Genomic DNA, 17,234 nt, shown 5'->3' with positions numbered 1-17,234 from the left:
ACTTTTGGTTACAGCAGGTCAGCTGGGACGCGCGGGGCGTCGGAAGCGGGCCACCAGCGGGTAGAGCCGGCAGCCCAGGCAGATGCCGAAGGCCGCGTTGAGGAACGCGGCAGCCACGGCGGCCGCGGTGGCGATGACGCCGACCAGGAAAGCACCCATCGCGAATCCGGCGCTTCCCCAGAGCGCGAAGATCAGGCCGACGAGTTGGGCGAACTTCAGTGGCGCGGTCGGTTCGCGATCCTGCACCGGCCCGAGCCGGGGCGCGACGAGGGTGGCGAATACCCGGCCATAGGGGTGCTTGCGCGGCCCACCGGTGGCACCGATGGCGAAGATGACGGCCTGGACAGCCAGCATCGCCGCCGCCGCCGGCGGGCTGACCGCGGACACGATCAGCGCCAGCACCAAGACTGCGGTGGTCACCCAGGCGGCGAAGCGTGGTCCACGCACGTCGACGAGGTCGGGCTGCGTGGTGGTGTTGCTGCTCGGCAAGGTATTACTCCTCGAAACGCCTGTTGCTCATGGAAATGACGATGGGAGAGGCGCCACGGTCGGGATCCGGGCCCGCTCCGAGTGCTACGCGAAAGCGCGGCTACTCAGCAGCAACAGCAACAACAACAGCCCGTGGTGCGGCGCAGCTCAACTGCGCGACGCTTGGTGAGCATGGGCTCGAGGCGGGCTGACACGTCGGTCAGCTTACCCAATGACACCGTGGTCAAGCCAACAGCGGTTGCAGGGCGGACCGCAGGTCGGCGGCGCTGGGCACTCCAGACGTCCGGTATCGCTGCCGCCCGTCGACGTCGAAGATCAAGGTGGTGGGCAGGGACAGCACCGAATAACGGCGTGCCGTGTCCGGATTGGCGTCCAGATCGACCTCGACGTGGGCCACCTGGCCGAGGTCGTCGCAGACCTGGTCAACGACCCGGCGGACCCGGTCGCACGGCCCACACCACGGGGCGCTGAAGTGCACGACGGTCGGTCCGCTGCGGGAAAGCCCCAGCGCTGCGATGTCGCCGGCGGTGTCCTGATCCGGTTCGGAACCGACTTCCCGGAGGCTGCCGGAGCGGCGGGTCAACAGCCAGCCGGCCAGGGTCGCCGCGGCGAGGGCCGCGACGGTCACCACGATGACGGTCGTCATCGGCGCCACATCCGGCCATCGTCGCGCTCGGCGGTGTCGTCAGCGTGCGTCATGACCGTTTAAACCCGTCCAGGGTCACGGTTACTCCATGGGAGATGCCCTCGATGATGACGTCGGAGCCCCGCGCACCCTCGGTGGTGGGCGTGACACCGAAGGGGAGCCGCTGATCGGGAAGCCTGCCGCGGAAGGCGTGCAGCACGGTGTCCTGCTTGTCGGCCGGGACGGTCTGGTCGGCGGTGTCCGGACCGGTGAGGATGCCGGTGGGGGTGAACACCAACGTCGCCGGGTCATCGGGGGCGATGGAAAGGTCGACCGAGACGCTGACCCGACGATCGAAGCCGGCCGATTTGGGCGTGCCGGTGAACACCAGTCCGTGGCTGTCCGAGATGCCCGACGCGGTGACACCGCCGGTGGCGGTGTTGGTTTCCGTGGGCGGGGCCTCCACCATCAGATCGCTGATGCCCAGGTATCGGCCCAGGTGCGTCGAGTCGATGATGATCCGGCTCTCCAATTTGTCCACGGCGAGCTTCGCATCGGGACTGACCAGCCAGGACGCATGCGTGAGGTCTACCGAGTACATGGTGGCTTCGAGGGTGGCCCTGCCGGTCATGGCGTGTTCGACGGCGTTGGCCTTGATCTCCAACTGGTTGTAGTTGCCGCGCATGGCCTGCGGAATAAAGGGAAACGCCACGATGGCCACGAATGGGTCGCTGTCCAGATTGGCCGCTTTACGCACGTTGGTCGACAACCGGTATTCGGCATAGATGCTGGTGCCGTAGTCGACAGCGATCGCGCCGAGGGCGACCACGGCCAGCAGGGTCGCCGTCGCGGTCACAGCAATCAGCATCTTGCGCACCCGGATATTGTGGCGTAACCCCCGACGCCGCCGGATCGCCCCTGGCAGGGCTCACAGTGGCTCGTCTACCACGCGAAAAAGCCAGGTGACACGTTATCGTTGATGCCCTGGTAACTAACGCGTGATGGCGCGGTGAATTTGGGAGATGCCGTTCCCCCGAGCTGGAGGGACTAGTTGGAGCTTTTACTGCTGACCTCGGAGCTGCATCCCGATCCGGTCCTGCCCTCGTTGTCGCTGCTTCCGCATGCCGTTCGGACGGCGCCGCCAGAACCAGCCTCGCTGCTCGAGGCCGGGGCGGCGGACGCCGTGATCGTGGACGCGCGCACCGATTTGTCGTCGGCGCGCGGGCTGTGCCGCCTGCTGAGCACGGCCGGCCGGTCGATTCCCGTGTTGGCCGTGGTGAGCGAAGGCGGGCTGGTGGCCGTCAGTGCCGACTGGGGTCTGGACGAGATCCTGCTGCCCACCACCGGGCCCGCAGAGATCGACGCGAGGTTGCGGCTGGTGGTCGGCCGTCGCGTCGGGCTCGCGGACCAGGAAAGCGCCGGCAAGGTGAGCTTGGGCGAGTTGGTGATCGACGAAGGCACCTACACCGCCCGGTTGCGGGGCCGCCCGCTCGATCTCACCTACAAAGAATTCGAGTTGCTCAAATACCTGGCTCAGCACGCCGGGAGGGTGTTCACGCGGGCGCAGTTGCTCCATGAGGTGTGGGGATACGACTTCTTCGGCGGCACACGCACCGTCGATGTGCATGTACGTCGGCTACGGGCCAAACTCGGCCCCGAGCACGAGGCCCTGATCGGCACGGTCCGCAACGTGGGCTACAAGGCCGTCCGGCCGGCGCGCGGCCGCACGCCGGCCGCGGAGCCCGACGACGCCGACGCCGCCGAGGGTGCCGATTCCGATTCCGACTCCGGCGATGTCCAAGATCCGCTGGTCGATCCGTTGCATACTCAGTGAGCTCGTCTGACTGGCGCCGGACGCTGACCGCCGAAGAACAGCAGGGTGTGCGCGAACTTGTCGGTGCGGCAACGGAATTCGACGGGGTAGCACCTGTCGGTGAACAGGTGCTGCGCGAGCTCGGGCACGACCGCACGGAGCACCTGCTGATCACGACGGTCGAGGCCGACGCAATCATCGGTTATCTCAATCTCAGCCCGCCGCGCGACGGGGACACCGCGATGGCGGAACTCGTGGTGCACCCACAGGCCCGCCGGCGCGGTATCGGGGCCGCACTGGTTCGTGCGGCGTTGGCCAGAACCGGTGCAGGCAACCGATTCTGGGCGCACGGCACGCTCGAGCCCGCCCGGGCGGCTGCGTCCGCGCTGGGCCTGGCGCCCATGCGGGAACTGATGCAGATGCGCCGTTCGCTGCGCGATCTTCCCGACAGTGTGCCCTCGGTGCCCGGGGTGCGGATTCGCACCTATGCGGGTACGGCCGATGACGCCGAGCTGCTGCGCGTCAACAACGCCGCGTTCGCCTACCACCCCGAGCAGGGCGGCTGGACCGACGTCGAGCTGGCGGAACGGCGCGACGAACCGTGGTTCGACCCGACGGGCTTGTTTCTCGCGTTCGACGACTCCGAGGACGATGAGCGCGGCAGGCTGCTGGGTTTTCACTGGACGAAAGTGCATCTCGATCGGCCCGGCTTGGGGGAGGTGTACGTCGTAGCCGTCGATCCGTCGGCGCAGGGCCGCGGCCTGGGACAGGCGTTGACCGCCGTCGGTATCGAATGGCTGGCGCGCCGGCTGGCCGATGCCGCCGACCCCACCGTGATGCTTTACGTCGAGTCGGACAACGTCGCCGCGGTGCGCACCTACCAGCGTTTGGGCTTCACCACCTACAGCGTCGACACCGCATACGCGGTAGTACCCGCCGCGAACTGACCGCGGGTCGGAGCGGCATCCGCCCGGATCGTTAACCTGGTGCTTGCTACCGAGACGTTGCCGTGCGCCGCGCTGGCGCATATTTTCGCCGCGACTTGGCAACCTGAAAGACAGATGGCCAGCGGCGCCCGGATGCGTCCGAAAACGTTGTCAAGAAAGCGAGATCGGTGAAGCTCGACAGGCAGGGCAGGGCGCTGGCGGCGGTAGCGTTGGCGACGGCACTGAGCGCCACAGCGCTGACCGCCTGCGGCAGCGATGAAAACCGCCGTGGGGCCACGGCGCCCAGCATCACCGGCGGCACCGGAACCGCCGGGTGCGGTGGCAAGAACACGCTGACGGCGGAAGGCTCGACCGCTCAAGAGAATGCGATCACGGTCTTCAACCAGGTGTGGGGCCAGTACTGCCCGGGCAAGGGCCTGGCCTACAACCCGACCGGGTCGGGCGCCGGCCGCGAGCAGTTCATCGCCGGGCACGTGGATTTCGCGGGAGCGGACTCTCCCTTGGTCGCCGAACAGATCGGCCCCGCCGCCAACCGCTGTGGCGGGAACCCGGCGTGGGACCTGCCGCTGGTGTTCGGGCCGATCGCGATCGCGTACAACCTGCCGGGAAATCCGGCCCTGGTGGTCAGCAGTGACGTAGTGGCCAAGATTTTCACCGGCAAGATAAGCACCTGGAACGACCCCGTCCTGGCCGCCCTCAATCCCGGTGTGGCGCTGCCCGACACCAGGATCACGCCGATCTACCGATCCGACTCGTCGGGAACCACCGACAACGTGCAAAAGTATCTGACCGCCGCCGCACCGCAGAGCTGGGCCAAGGGGGTCGGCACGGAATTCCAGGGAGGCGTCGGCGAGGGCGCCGCGAAGTCGGCCGGCGTCATTCAGGCGGTGCGGGCAATTGCGGGTGCCATCGGATACGTCGAGAAGGGCTTCGCCGACCAGGCCGGCGTGTCCTATGCCAAAATCGCGACCCGCGGCGGCGTGATTCCGCTTACCAACGACACGGCCGGAAACGCCATCAAGGCAGCCAGATTCCTCGGCGATGGAAACGACCTGGTGCTCGACCTCAACGCCATGTACGCCTCACAGGAACCGGGCGTTTACCCGTTGGTGCTCGCCACCTACGAGATCGTTTGCTCCAAGGGCTACGACGCGGAGACCGCCGCGGCAATCAAATCGTTCCTCTCCGTAGCGGCCACCAGTGGGCAGGCCGAACTTACGTCGGCCGGCTACATTCCGCTGCCCGATATGGTCAAGGAACGACTGGTTGCAGCGATCAATGCGCTGCGGTGACCCAGTGAGTCGGGGTTCAAGGAGCGGCAGCAGAACTGTGGCGGGATCGCAGTGACGGGGTTTTCAGGGCCAAACCCGATCGACGCGGGTTCGGGCGCCGTCCTGGCCGCGCCGTTCCCCGAGTCGGCGACGACGCCCACCAGCCCCTGGGGCCAGGGGCGACCCCATGTGGGCGACCGGGCATTCCGCTGGCTGGCGCAGGCCTCGGGCGTGCTGATCATCGTCGTGATCGCCGCGATCGCCGTGTTCCTGTCCGGGCGGGCGGCACCGGCGTTGCAGCGGAATCGCGAAAACTTTTTCAGCTACGGCGGTAACTGGGTCACCACCGACACCTCGGCGATGCACTTCGGGATTGCCGGCCTGCTGCCGGTCACCGTGTTCGTGTCGCTGTTCGCGTTGACCTTGGCCATGCCGGTCGCCCTGGGCGTCGCCCTTTTCGTCACGCAGTACGCACCGCGGTGGGTCACCACACCGCTGGCCTACGCGGTCGACCTGCTGGCCGCGGTGCCCTCGATCATCTATGGCGCCTGGGGTCTGTATGTTTTGGCGCCGCAGCTGCGCCCACTCGCCACCTGGCTCAACCGCTCGATGGGCTGGTGCTTCCTGTTCGCCGACGGCAACGCGTCGGCTACCGGTGGCGGCACCATCTTCACCGGCGGCATCGTCTTGGCGGTGATGATTCTGCCGATCATCACCGCCGTCACCCGCGAAGTGTTCGTCCAGACACCGCAGGACCAAATCGAGGCCGCCCTGGCGCTCGGGGCCACCCGGTGGGAAGTGGTGAAGACCGTCACGCTGCCGTTCGGGCGGTCGGGGTACATCAGCGGCGGGATGCTGGGGCTGGGCCGCGCGCTGGGCGAGACGGTCGCGCTGCTGATCATTCTGCGGGGCACCCAGTCGGCGTTCGGCTGGTCACTGTTCGACGGCGGCTCCACCTTCGCCACCACGATCGCGGGTGCCGCGGCGGAATTCGACGACCGATTCAAGACCGGCGCGTACATCGCCGCGGGGCTGACGCTCTTCGTGCTCACCTTCCTGGTCGACGCCCTGGCCCGGGGCGCCGTCGCCGGCGCCGGCCGAAGGGGCGTCCGATGACTTCGATGCTGGACCGCCCGCTCAAGTCGCGGACGTTCTCACCAGTTACGCTTCGCCGTCGGATCACGAATCGTGTTGCGACCGCACTTGTTTCACTGGCGTTGCTGGTGGCCGTGGCGCCGTTGGTGATGGTGCTGTGGTCGGTGGTCGTCAAGGGATTCAAGGCGGTCACGTCCACCGTATGGTGGTCGCACTCGCAATCCGGAACGACGGCCTTCGTGACCGGTGGGGGCGCCTACCACGCACTGGTCGGCACCGTGCTGCAGGGATTGGTGTGCGCTGTCATCTCCATCCCGATCGGTCTCATGGTCGCGATCTATCTGGTCGAATACGGCGGCGGTACCGCGCTGGGACGGATGGTCTCGTTCATGGTGGACATCCTGAGCGGGGTGCCCTCGATCGTGGCGGCGTTGTTCATCTATGCGTTGTGTGTTGCCACGCTGGGCCTTCCCCGGTCCGAGTTCGCGGTGTCGCTGGCGCTCGTCTTGTTGATGCTCCCGGTGATCGTGCGCGCGACGGAGGAAATGTTGCGGATCGTCCCGATGGATCTCCGCGAGGCCAGTTATGCGCTGGGCATCACGAAGTGGAAGACCATCGTGCGGGTGGTGATCCCCACCGGGGTGTCCGGCATCGTCACCGGGATCTTGCTGGCGATGGCCAGGGTGATGGGGGAGACGGCGCCGCTGCTGATCCTGGTCGGTTATGCCCAGTCGATGAACTTTAATATCTTCAGCGGCTTCATGGGGACGCTGCCTGGCATGATGTTCAACCAGACGTCGGCCGGCGCAGGCCTCAACCCCATCCCCACGGATCGGTTGTGGGGTGCTGCGTTAACCCTCATCCTGGTGATCGCCACGATCAATGTCGTGGCCCGAGTGATAGCGAAATTCCTTGGCGTCAGAAAGTCTTAGGCAGGAGTACTAGTGGCCAAACGGTTGGACCTCAAGGGTGTCAACATCTACTACGGGTCGTTTCACGCCGTCGCGGAGGTGACGCTCACGGTTCTGCCTCGCAGCGTGACAGCGTTCATCGGTCCGTCGGGTTGCGGCAAGACGACGGTGCTGCGCACCCTCAACCGCATGCATGAGGTGGTGCCCGGCGGACGCGTCGAGGGCAGCGTGCTCCTCGACGACGAAGACATCTACGGCGCCGGTGTCGACCCGGTCGGGGTGCGCCGGGCCATCGGGATGGTGTTCCAGCGGCCGAATCCGTTCCCCGCCATGTCGATTCGCGACAACGTGGTGGCTGGCCTGAAGCTGCAAGGCTTGCGCAATCGCAAGGTGCTCGATGAGACGGCCGAATATTCGCTCCGCGGCGCGAACCTGTGGGACGAGGTCAAGGATCGGTTGGACCGGCCCGGCGGTGGACTGTCCGGTGGGCAGCAGCAGCGGTTGTGCATCGCGAGGGCCATCGCCGTGCAACCCGATGTCCTCCTCATGGACGAGCCCTGCTCAGCGTTGGACCCGATCTCGACGATGGCCATCGAAGAGCTGATCGGTGAGTTGAAGCAGGCCTACACCATCGTCATCGTCACCCACAACATGCAGCAGGCCGCCCGGGTCAGCGACTACACCGCGTTTTTCAACCTGGAAGCCGTCGGAAAACCGGGGCGCCTGATCGAGGTCGACGACACCGAGAAGATCTTTTCCAACCCGAATCAAAAGGCGACCGAGGACTACATCTCGGGCCGCTTCGGCTAGCCCGAAGACGAAGCGGCTCGCGTAGCGAGGTGCGAGGAGTCGGGCGATTCAACTCAGCCCGAAGACGAAGCGGCTCGCGTAGCGAGGTGCGAGGAGTCGGGCGATTCAACTCAGCCCGGACGCGCGTGCGCTTACTGCGAGGTGGGTTTCGCTTCTTCTTCGGGCAGTTTGCCGGTCGCCTGGAAAATGACGCGCCTGGCCACCTCGACCGCGTGGTCGGCGAAACGCTCGTAGAAGCGGCCGAGCAACGTCACGTCGACGGCTGCCGCCACGCCGTGCTTCCATTCGCGGTCCATGAGCACCGAGAACAGGTGCCGGTGCAGATCGTCCATCGCGTCGTCTTCTTCGCGGATCCGGGCTGCTTTCTCCGGGTCGCGCGACAACACCACTTCTTGAGCGCTGTTTCCCAATTCGACTGCAATGCTGCCCATTTCGGCGAAGTATCCGTTGACCTCCTCGGGCAACGCGTGCTGGGGATGCCGCCGGCGGGCGATCTTGGCGACGTGCAACGCCAGCGCACCCATCCGGTCGATGTCTGCCACCATCTGAATGGCGCTCACGATAGATCTCAGATCACCGGCCACCGGCGCCTGTAATGCCAGCAGCACGAAGGCGCTTTCCTCGGCGCGCGCGCTGAGCGCGGCGATCGCTTCGTGGTCGGAGATCACTTGTTCGGCCAGCACCAAGTCGGCCTGCAGCAGGGCTTGCGTGGCCCGCTCCATGGCGATTCCTGCCAAGCCGCACATCTCACCGAGTTGCTCGGATAACTCCGAGAGCTGCTCGTGGTAGGCGGTTCGCATGTCGTCAAGGATACGTTCCCCGCATCCGGGAGAGGCGGCGGAGCGCCGTCAAAACCGCTTATTCGCAGGTGGTGTCGGCCGCGTTGGTGACGGTGAGGTCCTCGGGCAGCTTGGCCGGCGCGTTGCTGGAACCGCGTTCGATTTGCAAACTCATCGACGAGCCGCTGGGTGAGGGAGCGGTGACCGACTTGAAGTCTGGGCCCAGTACCACCTGCACGACCTGCCCATAACCGGAAACCCGCTGGACTTTGGCGTTGGCGAACGAGGACGCCACGGTGGCCGCGGCCTCTTCGTTGCCGGGCGAGAACAGCACCGTCGTCGCGGTCACCGAACTCGGGTAATCGTCGGGTGACATCACGTTGAAGCCGTCGTGCTTGAGCTGGCTGGTTGCGGTTGCCGCCAGACCGCTCTGTGTGGTCGCGTTGGAAACCCGTACCGTCACACCGCTCGGCGAGGTCGTCGTGATCTGCTGGTGCTGAGCCTCGGGCGCCGGGGTCGGCGACTTTCTGGTGGTGGGTGCCTTCGACGCACCCGTACCAGGCGACGCACTGAGATTCTTTGCGTTCTGGTCGTTTTCCTCTGGCAGCGGATCGTCGTTGATGATGGCGTCGAACAGTGCCCGCATATCGGACATGCGCGGCGGCTCGTCGCCGTTCTGGTCGGTGACGCCGGTGGGCACCGTCACGAACGTGACGTGGCCGGCCGCCATCCCCTGCAACGACTGACCGAGCTGGACCAGGTCCTTGGACTTCACGTTGTCGACGACGGTGTCGCTGATGAACATGTTGACGACGTTGTTGAGCCTGTTGAGGTCGAGCAACGTGTCCGCGGAGATCAACGACCTCAGCAGCGACGACAAGAACAACTGCTGGCGTTTGATGCGACCGTAGTCCCCGTTGATCTCCGTGGTGACCTGGCGGGCGCGGACGTAGTTCAATGCCGTGGAACCGTCGAGGACCTGGCGCCCGCCCTGTTCCAGAACGGTGCCCAGTTCGTAGTCGTGCAGCGGACTGCTCGAGCACACCTCGACCCCGCCGAGGGCATCGACCATTTTCGCGAAGCCGGAAAAGTCGACGCCGATGAAGCGGTTGATGCTCAAGCCGGACAGCTTCTGGATTTCCTTCACCAGACACTTCGGACCGCCGAAGGCGAACGCCGAGTTCAGTTTGGTCTCGGTGTAGATCGTCTTCGGTCCCCACGTCTGCGTCTTCGCGTCGTACTGCGGGCCGTACTTGCCCGTGGTGGGGTTCCATGCCTCGCATTGCATCGGGGTGATCGCCAGGTCGCGGGGGAACGACACCGCCACCACGCGTTTGCGATTGGCCGGGATGTTGACCAGCATGACGGTGTCTGAGCGGGCGCCGTCGGCGTCGCTGGTGTCGCCGGCGCCCATGTTGGCGTTGTCGCCGGCGCGCGAGTCAAGGCCGACGATCAAGTAGTCTTCGTCGCCGTACTGCGCATTCGCGTCGCGGATGTCGTCCGAGTGCGGATCGAGCGCGTTGACCGTATTGAGCCGGGCGTTCTTCGACGTACTCCACTGCCATGCCCCGCCCGTCATCACCAGGGCCAGCACGGCGGCCAGCGCCGCTACCGAGCGGGCGGCCAGCAACATCGGACGGCGGCGATGTTTGGGCTTGTCGGCGGCCGTGTCGAAGGCATCGGAAGGCTGGTCGTCGGGCTCGTCGTCGTTCGGGTAATCGGCGGCCATCAGCTGCCGAAGCTTCCAGGCCGCGTCGAAGGAGTAGGCCAGGTCGTCGATCACCTGCGTTTTCTGCAGCTCAAGCGGCGGTTCCGGCTCGGGCTGGGAGGACTCGGGAAGCTCGAACTCGGGGACTTCGGGCTCGGCTGGCCCGACCTCCGGGGCGGCGCGATGGTGAATGGGCCGGTCGGGGGCGCCGATCTTCGCGATCAGATCGGCGACGCTGACCCCGCCGGAGCCGTGGGATCCGGCGTGGTCGGCGTCGTCTTCCTGCGGCTGGGCGGGCTTGATGGCAGCCTCCGGCTGCCATCGGTGGAGGCCGTCGTCGGGCGGTGGTTCGAAGAAGCGTTCCCAGGGAGCGGCGCTCAACGTGGGCGAGGGGCGCGCTGGGATCGGTTGGGCGTGAGCCTCGCCCGGTGCGTGCCGACCGTTACGAGTGGCGTCGTTCTCGCCGTCACTCATGTCCTACCGGCCTCCGAAGCTCTGATGCGGACGTCAGCGTGTCCGTGCGTAGTGGCAGCGCAGCGCTGCATCGTCGGGGCTGCGGCTGGTGCCACCGGTTCTCCGTCGCGCTCGTGCAGCGGCACAAAACCCATCCGCCATCCAAGCGCATGCGACAAAGCCCACATCGTACTGAGTTATCGGTCCGGAAGCGATTTCGAGCCGGTCGACTCAGCCGCCGGAGTGCATGACGTCGGCGCCTGCCGGCACCGTGCAGTCGTCGGGGTCGTCCAGCCAGCCTTCCGGCAGCACAACCCGGGCGGCGGAACCCTGCCGGCCCCGGGGCCCAGTCGCCTCGTCCGGGAAGGCCACCGTGGCGTCCAACCGGTCGAGCAGGATGTCCAGCTCGTCGAGTGACTTGACCATCGCCAGCGCTCGGCGCAGCTCGGAGCCGGCGGGGAAGCCGTGCAGGTACCAGGCGATGTGCTTGCGGATGTCGCGCATGCCCTTGTCCTCGCCGAAGTGGGCGGTCAGCAGCTGCCCATGCCGGCGGACGATGTCGGCGACCTCGCCCAGCGTGGGCGGCATGGGCGGCGGGCTGCCGGTGAAAGCGGCCGATAGCTCGGCGAAAAGCCACGGCCGGCCCAGGCAGCCGCGGCCGATGACCACGCCGTCGCAGCCGGTGGCGGCCATCATCGTCAGCGCGTCGCTGGCGTCGTAGATGTCGCCGTTGCCGAGCACGGGGATGGTGCGCACATGCTGTTTGAGGCGGGCGATCTCGTCCCAGTCGGCGGTGCCGGAGTAGCGTTGCGCCGCCGTGCGGGCATGCAGCGCGACCGCGGCGGCGCCCTCGGCTTCGGCGATGCGTCCGGCGTCAAGGTGCGTGTGGTGCTCGTCGTCGATGCCGACGCGGAACTTGACGGTCACCGGGATCTTGGTGCCCTCGGTGGCGCGTACGGCCGCGGCGACGATCTGGCCGAACAGGCGCCTTTTGTAGGGCAGGGCCGAGCCGCCGCCGCGCTTGGTCACCTTGGGCACCGGGCAGCCGAAATTCATGTCGATGTGATCGGCCAGGCTTTCGTCGGCGATCATCTTGGCGGCTGCGTAGGTGGTCGCGGGGTCGACGGTGTAGAGCTGCAGCGAGCGTGGCGACTCGTCGGGGGCGAACGTGGTCATGTGCATGGTGGCCGGATGCCGCTCGACGAGCGCGCGGGCCGTCACCATCTCGCAGACATACAGGCCGCTGACCGTGCCGACCTTGGATTGCTCCAGTTCGCGGCACAGTGTCCGGAAAGCGACGTTGGTGACGCCCGCCATCGGTGCCAGAACCACCGGGCTGGCGAGCGCGATGGAACCGATGCGCACCGCTTGGTTACCGCCGGCTCATGCTCAGCGTGCCCGCGGTCTGGTGCAGCTCGGCCGCGGTGGTCCTCTTGCCGGTGCGGGCTTCCCGGTCGAGCTGGCGCTGCTTGGACACCTCGAACTTCTCGCAGGTCTGCTCGAGTTCCTTGATCAGCAGGGCGACGTCGTCGCGTAACCCGGCGGCCTCACCGGTGAAGTCCTCACGCTCGAAGATGCGCCATTTCCTCAACACGGGCATGACGACCTCGTCGAGGTGGATGCGCGGGTCGTACACGCCACCGACGGCGATCATGACGGCCTTGCGCCGGAACTCGGGCACCTGGTAGCCGGGCATCTGGAAGTTGCGCAGCACCTTGTGCAGCGACTTCATCACCTGGTTCGGTGCGATCTCGAACCCGGCCTCGGTGACGTCGCGGTAAAAGATCATGTGCAGGTTCTCGTCGGCCGAGATCTTGGCCAACAACTGGTCGGCGATTGTCTCGTTGCAGGCTCTGCCCGTGTTGCGGTGCGAGATCCTGGTCGCCAGCTCCTGGAACGTGACGTAGGTGACGGAATCGAACAGGCTCTCGGCGAACAGGTCTTCTCGGATCTGCTGGTTCTGGCCCGGGCTGAAGCCGCGGTTCACCACCTCCATGCGCAGCTTCTCCAGTTCGACCGGGTCGACCGCGCGCGTCACGACCAGGTAGTCGCGCAGCGCGATGCCGTGCCGGTTCTCCTCGGCGGTCCAGCGGTTGACCCACTGCCCCCAGGGGCCGTCCATGCTGAAGTTCATCGCGATCTCGCGGTGATACGAGGGCAGGTTGTCCTCGGTCATCAGGTTCTGCACCATCGCCACCTGGGCGACGTCAGACAGCTGGGATTGCCCCGGCTCCCAGTCCTGCCCACCGAGGGCGTAGTAGTTCTTGCCGTCCGACCACGGGATGTAGTCGTGCGGGTTCCAGTTCTTGTGCATGCTCTCGTGCCGGTTCAGGTACTTCTCGACGGCCGGCTGGAGTTCGTGCAACAGCTGTAGGTTTGTCAGCTCGGCTGACATAGGGCCTCCAGTTATCTGTGTCGATGGGTAGCAGTCAATATATCTGTGCACTTCAGTAGCAGCAAGTTCCTCGTCGGGCGCGGCTGATAACGGTTTGACATCACGGGTTCCCGCGGTCGGCGCTCAGTTCTACGGCTTGCCGATGCGGCCCAAATGAAAACCCGCTACTGCGGCTTGCCGAGCTCGCCGACGGGGACGTAGGGGGCCGCGGTGATGTACAGCATGTTGATGCAGTAGTCGATGAACTGTGTGCGGGTCGCCCCCAGCTGCCCGTGCAGGTAGGCGGTGAACAGGCCCGACAGGCCGCCGACCAGGCTGGTGGCGATCATCTTCTGCAGCACGGCATCGCCGATCTGGGACAGCTTGCGCTGCAGCAAATCGATGAAATTGGGCATCCACTCCGCGCCCGACCGGACCAGTACCGGCTCCACCGCCGGAGCCAGCAACAGCACGCGCCCGCCGACCGGGTCGTCCACCATCAGCTCGACGAAGCGCTCGACAGCCTCTCGCGGGGTCGTTGCCGACGTCAGGGTGTTCATTGCTCGCGTGCAGACATCGTCGTAGACCGCGCGCACGAATTCGTCACGGTCGGCGAAGCTTTCGTAGAAGTAGCGCTCGGTCAGCGCGGCCTTGCGGCACACCGCGCGCACGGTCAGCGCCGGCCCCCCGGAACTGCCGAGCAGCTGCACACCGGCGCTGATGAGGTTGTCACGGCGAAGCGCGAGGCGACTCTCCAAGGGGACGCCGGTCCAGCGGCCCCGTCGTTGACCCGTCTGCACATCGCTCCTAAGCTGAAAACTGACAACGGCTGTAGTCAAAAATTCAGATACCTACAGGAATCCAATAGTGACTCAAGATACGTCCGCATCGCGCCCCCTGACCAGCGAAGCAGCGCGCAGCGATGCGACCGGCACGGCTGAGCAGTCGATTTCCGGCGGGTCCAACGGCGTGGCGGGTGGCTGTCCCGTGTCGCCGACGGGCTACGACGCACCGCCCGCGCCGCTGGGCCCCGATTCCCTGACCTGGCGGTATTTCGGGGACTGGCGGGGCATGCTGCAGGGCCCGTGGGCCGGATCGATGCAGAACATGCACCCACAGTTGGGTGCGGCAGTCCTCGACCACTCCACGTTCTTCCGCGAGCGGTGGCCGCGACTGCTGCGTTCGTTGTATCCCATCGGGGGAGTCGTCTTCGACGGCGAGCGTGCCCCGGTCACCGGCGCCGAGGTGCGCGACTACCACACCGACATCAAGGGGGTCGACGACCAGGGCCGCCGCTACCACGCCTTGAACCCCGACGTCTTCTACTGGGCGCACTCCACGTTCTTCGTCGGCACCATTCATGTGGCCGAACGATTCTGCGGCGGGATCACCGAGGCGCAGAAACGTCAGCTGTTCGACGAACATGTCGAGTGGTATCGCATGTATGGCATGAGCATGCGGCCGGTGCCGAAGTCGTGGGAGGAGTTCCAGGTGTACTGGGACCACATGTGCCGCAACGTGCTGGAGAGCAACGAGGCGACCCGGGCGGTGCTCGACCTCAGCGAGTTGCCCAAACCTCCGTTCGCGCAATGGATTCCGAATCCGCTGTGGGCCGTACAGCGCAAACTGCTGGCTCCGTTTTTCGTCTGGCTGACGGTCGGCCTGTACGACCCCCCGGTGCGGGAGCTGATGGGCTACCGATGGTCGCGCCGCGACGAGTGGTTGCACCGCCGCTTCGGGGACCTCGTCCGTGCGGTCTTCGCCGTGGTGCCGAGCAGATTCCGTAAGCACCCGCGGGCGCGCGCCGGTTTGGACCGCGCCAGCGGGCGAATCCCTCTCGATACCCCGCTGGTGCAGACTCCGGCGCGCAACCTGCCGCCCGTCGACGAGCGGGGCGACCCCAAGCACTACTGCCCGATGGTTTCGTAGCCATACGACGATGCAGCCCGCGAAGCGGGGTGAGGAGGAGTACGGCAATTCTGTCTTGCCGCTCGGGTGCTGTCCGCGCTAGGCGTGGGCGTGACCGTGAACTTCCTCCAGCCCCGCCTGGTGCACGTGCTGATGGGTGTGTTCGGTCCCGTCGGCATGGGCGTGGGGGTGCTCGTGCTCCACATGGTCATGCTCGTGGGATGTGTGCGTGTGGGCGTGCGTCACGTCGCCGTGCTGATGCTCGTGCGCGTGTGGCGCGTCGTGGGTGTGCTGTTCGGTCATCGGTGATGCCTCCTTGTGTGAAATACCTTGTGTTTCCGGCGTGCTCAGCGGCTGCTGGTGCGCTGTCGGGTCGGGGGTGATGGTTCGGCTACTGCCTTCAACCCGCCGTCGCCGCGGTGATGGCCGGGTACCCCGGGGCCGGCGTGCTCGGCATTGAATACGGCATCGATGACGAGCTGGCGGACGTGGTCGTTCTCCAGGCTGTAGAAGATCGTGGTGCCCTCCCGCCGGGTGCGGACCAGGCGGGCCATCCGCAACTTCGCGAGGTGCTGGGAAACCGACGGCGCCGGCTTGCCCACGTGCTCGGCAAGTTCGTTGACCGACATCTCGTGGTCGGTCAACGACCAGAGCACCTGCACGCGGGTGGCATCGGCCAGCATCCGAAAGACCTCGACCACCAGGCCGGCCTGGTCGTCGGGCAGCCGACCTCTGCTACTACCTGCATGCATACGCAAATAGTAGCGGAAAGACGGTAACGCCGCCAAGGGTGCGGTTCAGGCTCGCGAAGTGGCCCCGTGAGCTCGAATTCGAGCCTGTGATACTAACTAGATTGTCTATGTTTTTTCGGAACCCGGTTTAAGGGGGCATCGTGGCGCGCACCGATCGTGACCGTTGGGATCTTGCGACAAGTGTGGGGGCGACCGCGACCATGGTGGCTGCCCAGCGCGCGCTGTCCTCCGACGCGAAGTTGATCGACGACCCGTATGCCGCACCGCTGGTGCGGGCGGTCGGGATCGACGTCTACGTGCGGCTGGTGAACGGCGAAATCGCGGCCGGCGGGAACACCGAATTCGATCCCCAGCGGATGGCTCAGGGCATGGCCTGCCGAACCCGGTTCTATGACCAATTCTTTCTGGACGCGACCCGCAACGGCATCGGCCAGGCGGTGATCCTCGCGTCGGGCCTGGATTCCCGCGCCTACCGCTTGCCCTGGCCGACCGGGACGGTCGTCTACGAAGTCGACATGCCAGAGGTCATCGAGTTCAAGACCCTGACCCTGAGCGACCTCGGGGCCGAGCCGACCGCCGAGCGGCGCACCGTCGCCATCGATCTGCGCGACGATTGGGCCTCGGCGTTGCAGGCCGCGGGATTCGATTCGCAGGCCCCCTCCGCGTGGAGCGCCGAAGGCTTGGTGGTCTACCTGCCGGACGAGGCTCAGGATGCGCTGTTCGACAACATCACGGTGCTGAGCGCCCCCGGCAGCCGTCTCGCTTTCGAATTCGTACCTGACACCGCTGTTTTCGCCGACCCGCGGTGGCGCGCACATCACGACCGGATGAGCGAACTCGGCTTCGAGATCGACTTCAACGACCTCGTCTATCACGGCCAGCGCAGCCACATCGTCGACCACCTGAACCAGCGCGGCTGGCAGACCTCGTCGAAAACGGTGGCGGAGTTGCATGCCGCGAACGGATTCGTCTACGCCGACGACGACGTCGCCGCGGCCTTCGCCGATGTGACCTATACCAGCGCCGTGTTGGGGCGATAAGCGGCCATCGGTCGCGCACGGTACTTGGGTTACGGTCGCTGGCTGCCGCGCTGCCGTTTGCTCATTTTCGCGAGTTGTCGTCTTCCACGGACGACGAGGCGGGTCCGCGCGGGTCCGCGCGGTCTGCCATATCGCGAGGTTCTATTCGCACCCAACTCCATTGCCGTCTCGATCAAGGCCGTAGATGTCCTTTCCGATGACAGTCACGGGGCCCGAAACATAGGCCGGTCCGTTACCGCTACCGCCCGCACAGTCGACA

At 66.1% G+C, this 17,234-nt stretch carries 18 protein-coding genes; 8 read left to right on the top strand and 10 right to left on the bottom strand.

The window, feature by feature from the left end; all coding sequences use genetic code 11:
* Positions 1–18 precede the first annotated feature (18 nt).
* From EPN51_RS19495 to lmeA, 3 genes are all read right to left on the bottom strand, one after another.
* Complete coding sequence (locus EPN51_RS19495; RefSeq protein WP_293045583.1) at positions 19–489, bottom strand: DUF4395 domain-containing protein; 471 nt, start codon at positions 487–489, stop codon at positions 19–21.
* A 223-nt stretch (positions 490–712) separates the two neighbouring features.
* A complete protein-coding gene (locus tag EPN51_RS19490) occupies positions 713–1,135 on the bottom strand; it encodes a thioredoxin family protein (protein ID WP_293045580.1) in 423 nt (140 codons plus the stop codon).
* Between the two features lie 49 nt (positions 1,136–1,184).
* A complete protein-coding gene (gene lmeA / locus EPN51_RS19485; RefSeq protein ID WP_293045767.1) occupies positions 1,185–1,997 on the bottom strand; it encodes a mannan chain length control protein LmeA in 813 nt (270 codons plus the stop codon).
* Positions 1,998–2,165: 168 nt separating this feature from the next.
* Here lmeA and EPN51_RS19480 point away from each other — a divergent pair, with 168 nt between their 5' ends.
* The 6 genes from EPN51_RS19480 (at position 2,166) to pstB (ending at position 7,961) form a co-directional block, all read left to right on the top strand.
* Positions 2,166–2,948 (top strand): response regulator transcription factor, encoded by a 783-nt coding sequence (locus EPN51_RS19480; RefSeq protein WP_293045578.1) that lies wholly within the window; start codon positions 2,166–2,168, stop codon positions 2,946–2,948.
* Positions 2,945–3,874, top strand: coding sequence for a mycothiol synthase (gene mshD, locus EPN51_RS19475; RefSeq protein WP_293045576.1), 930 nt, complete (start codon positions 2,945–2,947; stop codon positions 3,872–3,874). The genes EPN51_RS19480 and mshD overlap by 4 nt, the downstream gene beginning before the upstream one ends.
* 167 nt (positions 3,875–4,041) lie before the next feature.
* On the top strand, positions 4,042–5,166 hold the full coding sequence (pstS, locus tag EPN51_RS19470) for a phosphate ABC transporter substrate-binding protein PstS (protein WP_293045574.1): 1,125 nt from the start codon (positions 4,042–4,044) through the stop codon (positions 5,164–5,166).
* A 51-nt stretch (positions 5,167–5,217) separates the two neighbouring features.
* Positions 5,218–6,261, top strand: a complete 1,044-nt coding sequence (pstC, locus tag EPN51_RS19465; protein ID WP_293045571.1) for a phosphate ABC transporter permease subunit PstC — start codon at positions 5,218–5,220, stop codon at positions 6,259–6,261.
* Positions 6,258–7,172, top strand: coding sequence for a phosphate ABC transporter permease PstA (pstA, locus tag EPN51_RS19460; RefSeq protein WP_293045569.1), 915 nt, complete (start codon positions 6,258–6,260; stop codon positions 7,170–7,172). The genes pstC and pstA overlap by 4 nt, the downstream gene beginning before the upstream one ends.
* A gap of 12 nt (positions 7,173–7,184) precedes the next feature.
* Complete coding sequence (pstB, locus tag EPN51_RS19455; RefSeq protein WP_293045566.1) at positions 7,185–7,961, top strand: phosphate ABC transporter ATP-binding protein PstB; 777 nt, start codon at positions 7,185–7,187, stop codon at positions 7,959–7,961.
* Between the two features lie 131 nt (positions 7,962–8,092).
* Here the strand turns inward: pstB and phoU are convergent, their stop codons facing one another.
* From phoU to EPN51_RS19430, 5 genes are all read right to left on the bottom strand, one after another.
* Entirely contained in the window at positions 8,093–8,761 is a 669-nt protein-coding gene (gene phoU, locus EPN51_RS19450; protein ID WP_293045563.1) for a phosphate signaling complex protein PhoU, read from the bottom strand.
* 58 nt (positions 8,762–8,819) lie between these two features.
* Positions 8,820–10,922, bottom strand: coding sequence for an LCP family protein (locus tag EPN51_RS19445; RefSeq protein ID WP_293045560.1), 2,103 nt, complete (start codon positions 10,920–10,922; stop codon positions 8,820–8,822).
* A gap of 210 nt (positions 10,923–11,132) precedes the next feature.
* On the bottom strand, positions 11,133–12,266 hold the full coding sequence (gene dusB / locus EPN51_RS19440; RefSeq protein WP_293045557.1) for a tRNA dihydrouridine synthase DusB: 1,134 nt from the start codon (positions 12,264–12,266) through the stop codon (positions 11,133–11,135).
* Between the two features lie 7 nt (positions 12,267–12,273).
* Positions 12,274–13,296 carry an acyl-ACP desaturase gene (locus tag EPN51_RS19435; protein ID WP_293045555.1) on the bottom strand — a complete coding sequence of 341 codons (1,023 nt, stop codon included), beginning with the start codon at positions 13,294–13,296 and terminating at the stop codon, positions 12,274–12,276.
* Between the two features lie 164 nt (positions 13,297–13,460).
* On the bottom strand, positions 13,461–14,075 hold the full coding sequence (locus EPN51_RS19430) for a TetR family transcriptional regulator (RefSeq protein ID WP_293045554.1): 615 nt from the start codon (positions 14,073–14,075) through the stop codon (positions 13,461–13,463).
* A 67-nt stretch (positions 14,076–14,142) separates the two neighbouring features.
* Between EPN51_RS19430 and EPN51_RS19425 the strand changes: the two genes are divergently transcribed.
* On the top strand, positions 14,143–15,204 hold the full coding sequence (locus tag EPN51_RS19425) for an oxygenase MpaB family protein (RefSeq protein ID WP_293045551.1): 1,062 nt from the start codon (positions 14,143–14,145) through the stop codon (positions 15,202–15,204).
* A 78-nt stretch (positions 15,205–15,282) separates the two neighbouring features.
* Here EPN51_RS19425 and EPN51_RS19420 read toward each other — a convergent pair whose 3' ends face one another.
* Complete coding sequence (locus EPN51_RS19420; RefSeq protein ID WP_293045548.1) at positions 15,283–15,486, bottom strand: zinc transporter Slc39a7; 204 nt, start codon at positions 15,484–15,486, stop codon at positions 15,283–15,285.
* Positions 15,487–15,530: 44 nt separating this feature from the next.
* Complete coding sequence (locus EPN51_RS19415; RefSeq protein ID WP_293045545.1) at positions 15,531–15,935, bottom strand: metalloregulator ArsR/SmtB family transcription factor; 405 nt, start codon at positions 15,933–15,935, stop codon at positions 15,531–15,533.
* A 140-nt stretch (positions 15,936–16,075) separates the two neighbouring features.
* Between EPN51_RS19415 and EPN51_RS19410 the strand changes: the two genes are divergently transcribed.
* Complete coding sequence (locus tag EPN51_RS19410; protein WP_293045543.1) at positions 16,076–16,975, top strand: class I SAM-dependent methyltransferase; 900 nt, start codon at positions 16,076–16,078, stop codon at positions 16,973–16,975.
* Positions 16,976–17,234: the final 259 nt, after the last annotated feature.

Origin of the sequence: Mycobacterium sp. (genome assembly GCF_004298145.1) — a bacterium.
Taxonomy (GTDB): Bacteria; Actinomycetota; Actinomycetes; order Mycobacteriales; family Mycobacteriaceae; genus Mycobacterium.
Note: the sequence above shows the minus strand (reverse complement) of the source record. Positions and strands in the feature narration are given on the sequence as shown.

What these genes read in the sequence shown, in the direction of transcription:
- EPN51_RS19490 (WP_293045580.1), bottom strand. Translation starts at nt 1,135, where the DNA reads ATGACGACCGTCATCGTGGTGACCGTCGCGGCCCTCGCCGCGGCGACC.
- pstA (WP_293045569.1), top strand. Translation starts at nt 6,258, where the DNA reads ATGACTTCGATGCTGGACCGCCCGCTCAAGTCGCGGACGTTCTCACCA.
- phoU (WP_293045563.1), bottom strand. Translation starts at nt 8,761, where the DNA reads ATGCGAACCGCCTACCACGAGCAGCTCTCGGAGTTATCCGAGCAACTC.
- EPN51_RS19445 (WP_293045560.1), bottom strand. Translation starts at nt 10,922, where the DNA reads ATGAGTGACGGCGAGAACGACGCCACTCGTAACGGTCGGCACGCACCG.
- EPN51_RS19435 (WP_293045555.1), bottom strand. Translation starts at nt 13,296, where the DNA reads ATGTCAGCCGAGCTGACAAACCTACAGCTGTTGCACGAACTCCAGCCG.
- EPN51_RS19420 (WP_293045548.1), bottom strand. Translation starts at nt 15,486, where the DNA reads ATGACCGAACAGCACACCCACGACGCGCCACACGCGCACGAGCATCAG.
- EPN51_RS19415 (WP_293045545.1), bottom strand. Translation starts at nt 15,935, where the DNA reads ATGCATGCAGGTAGTAGCAGAGGTCGGCTGCCCGACGACCAGGCCGGC.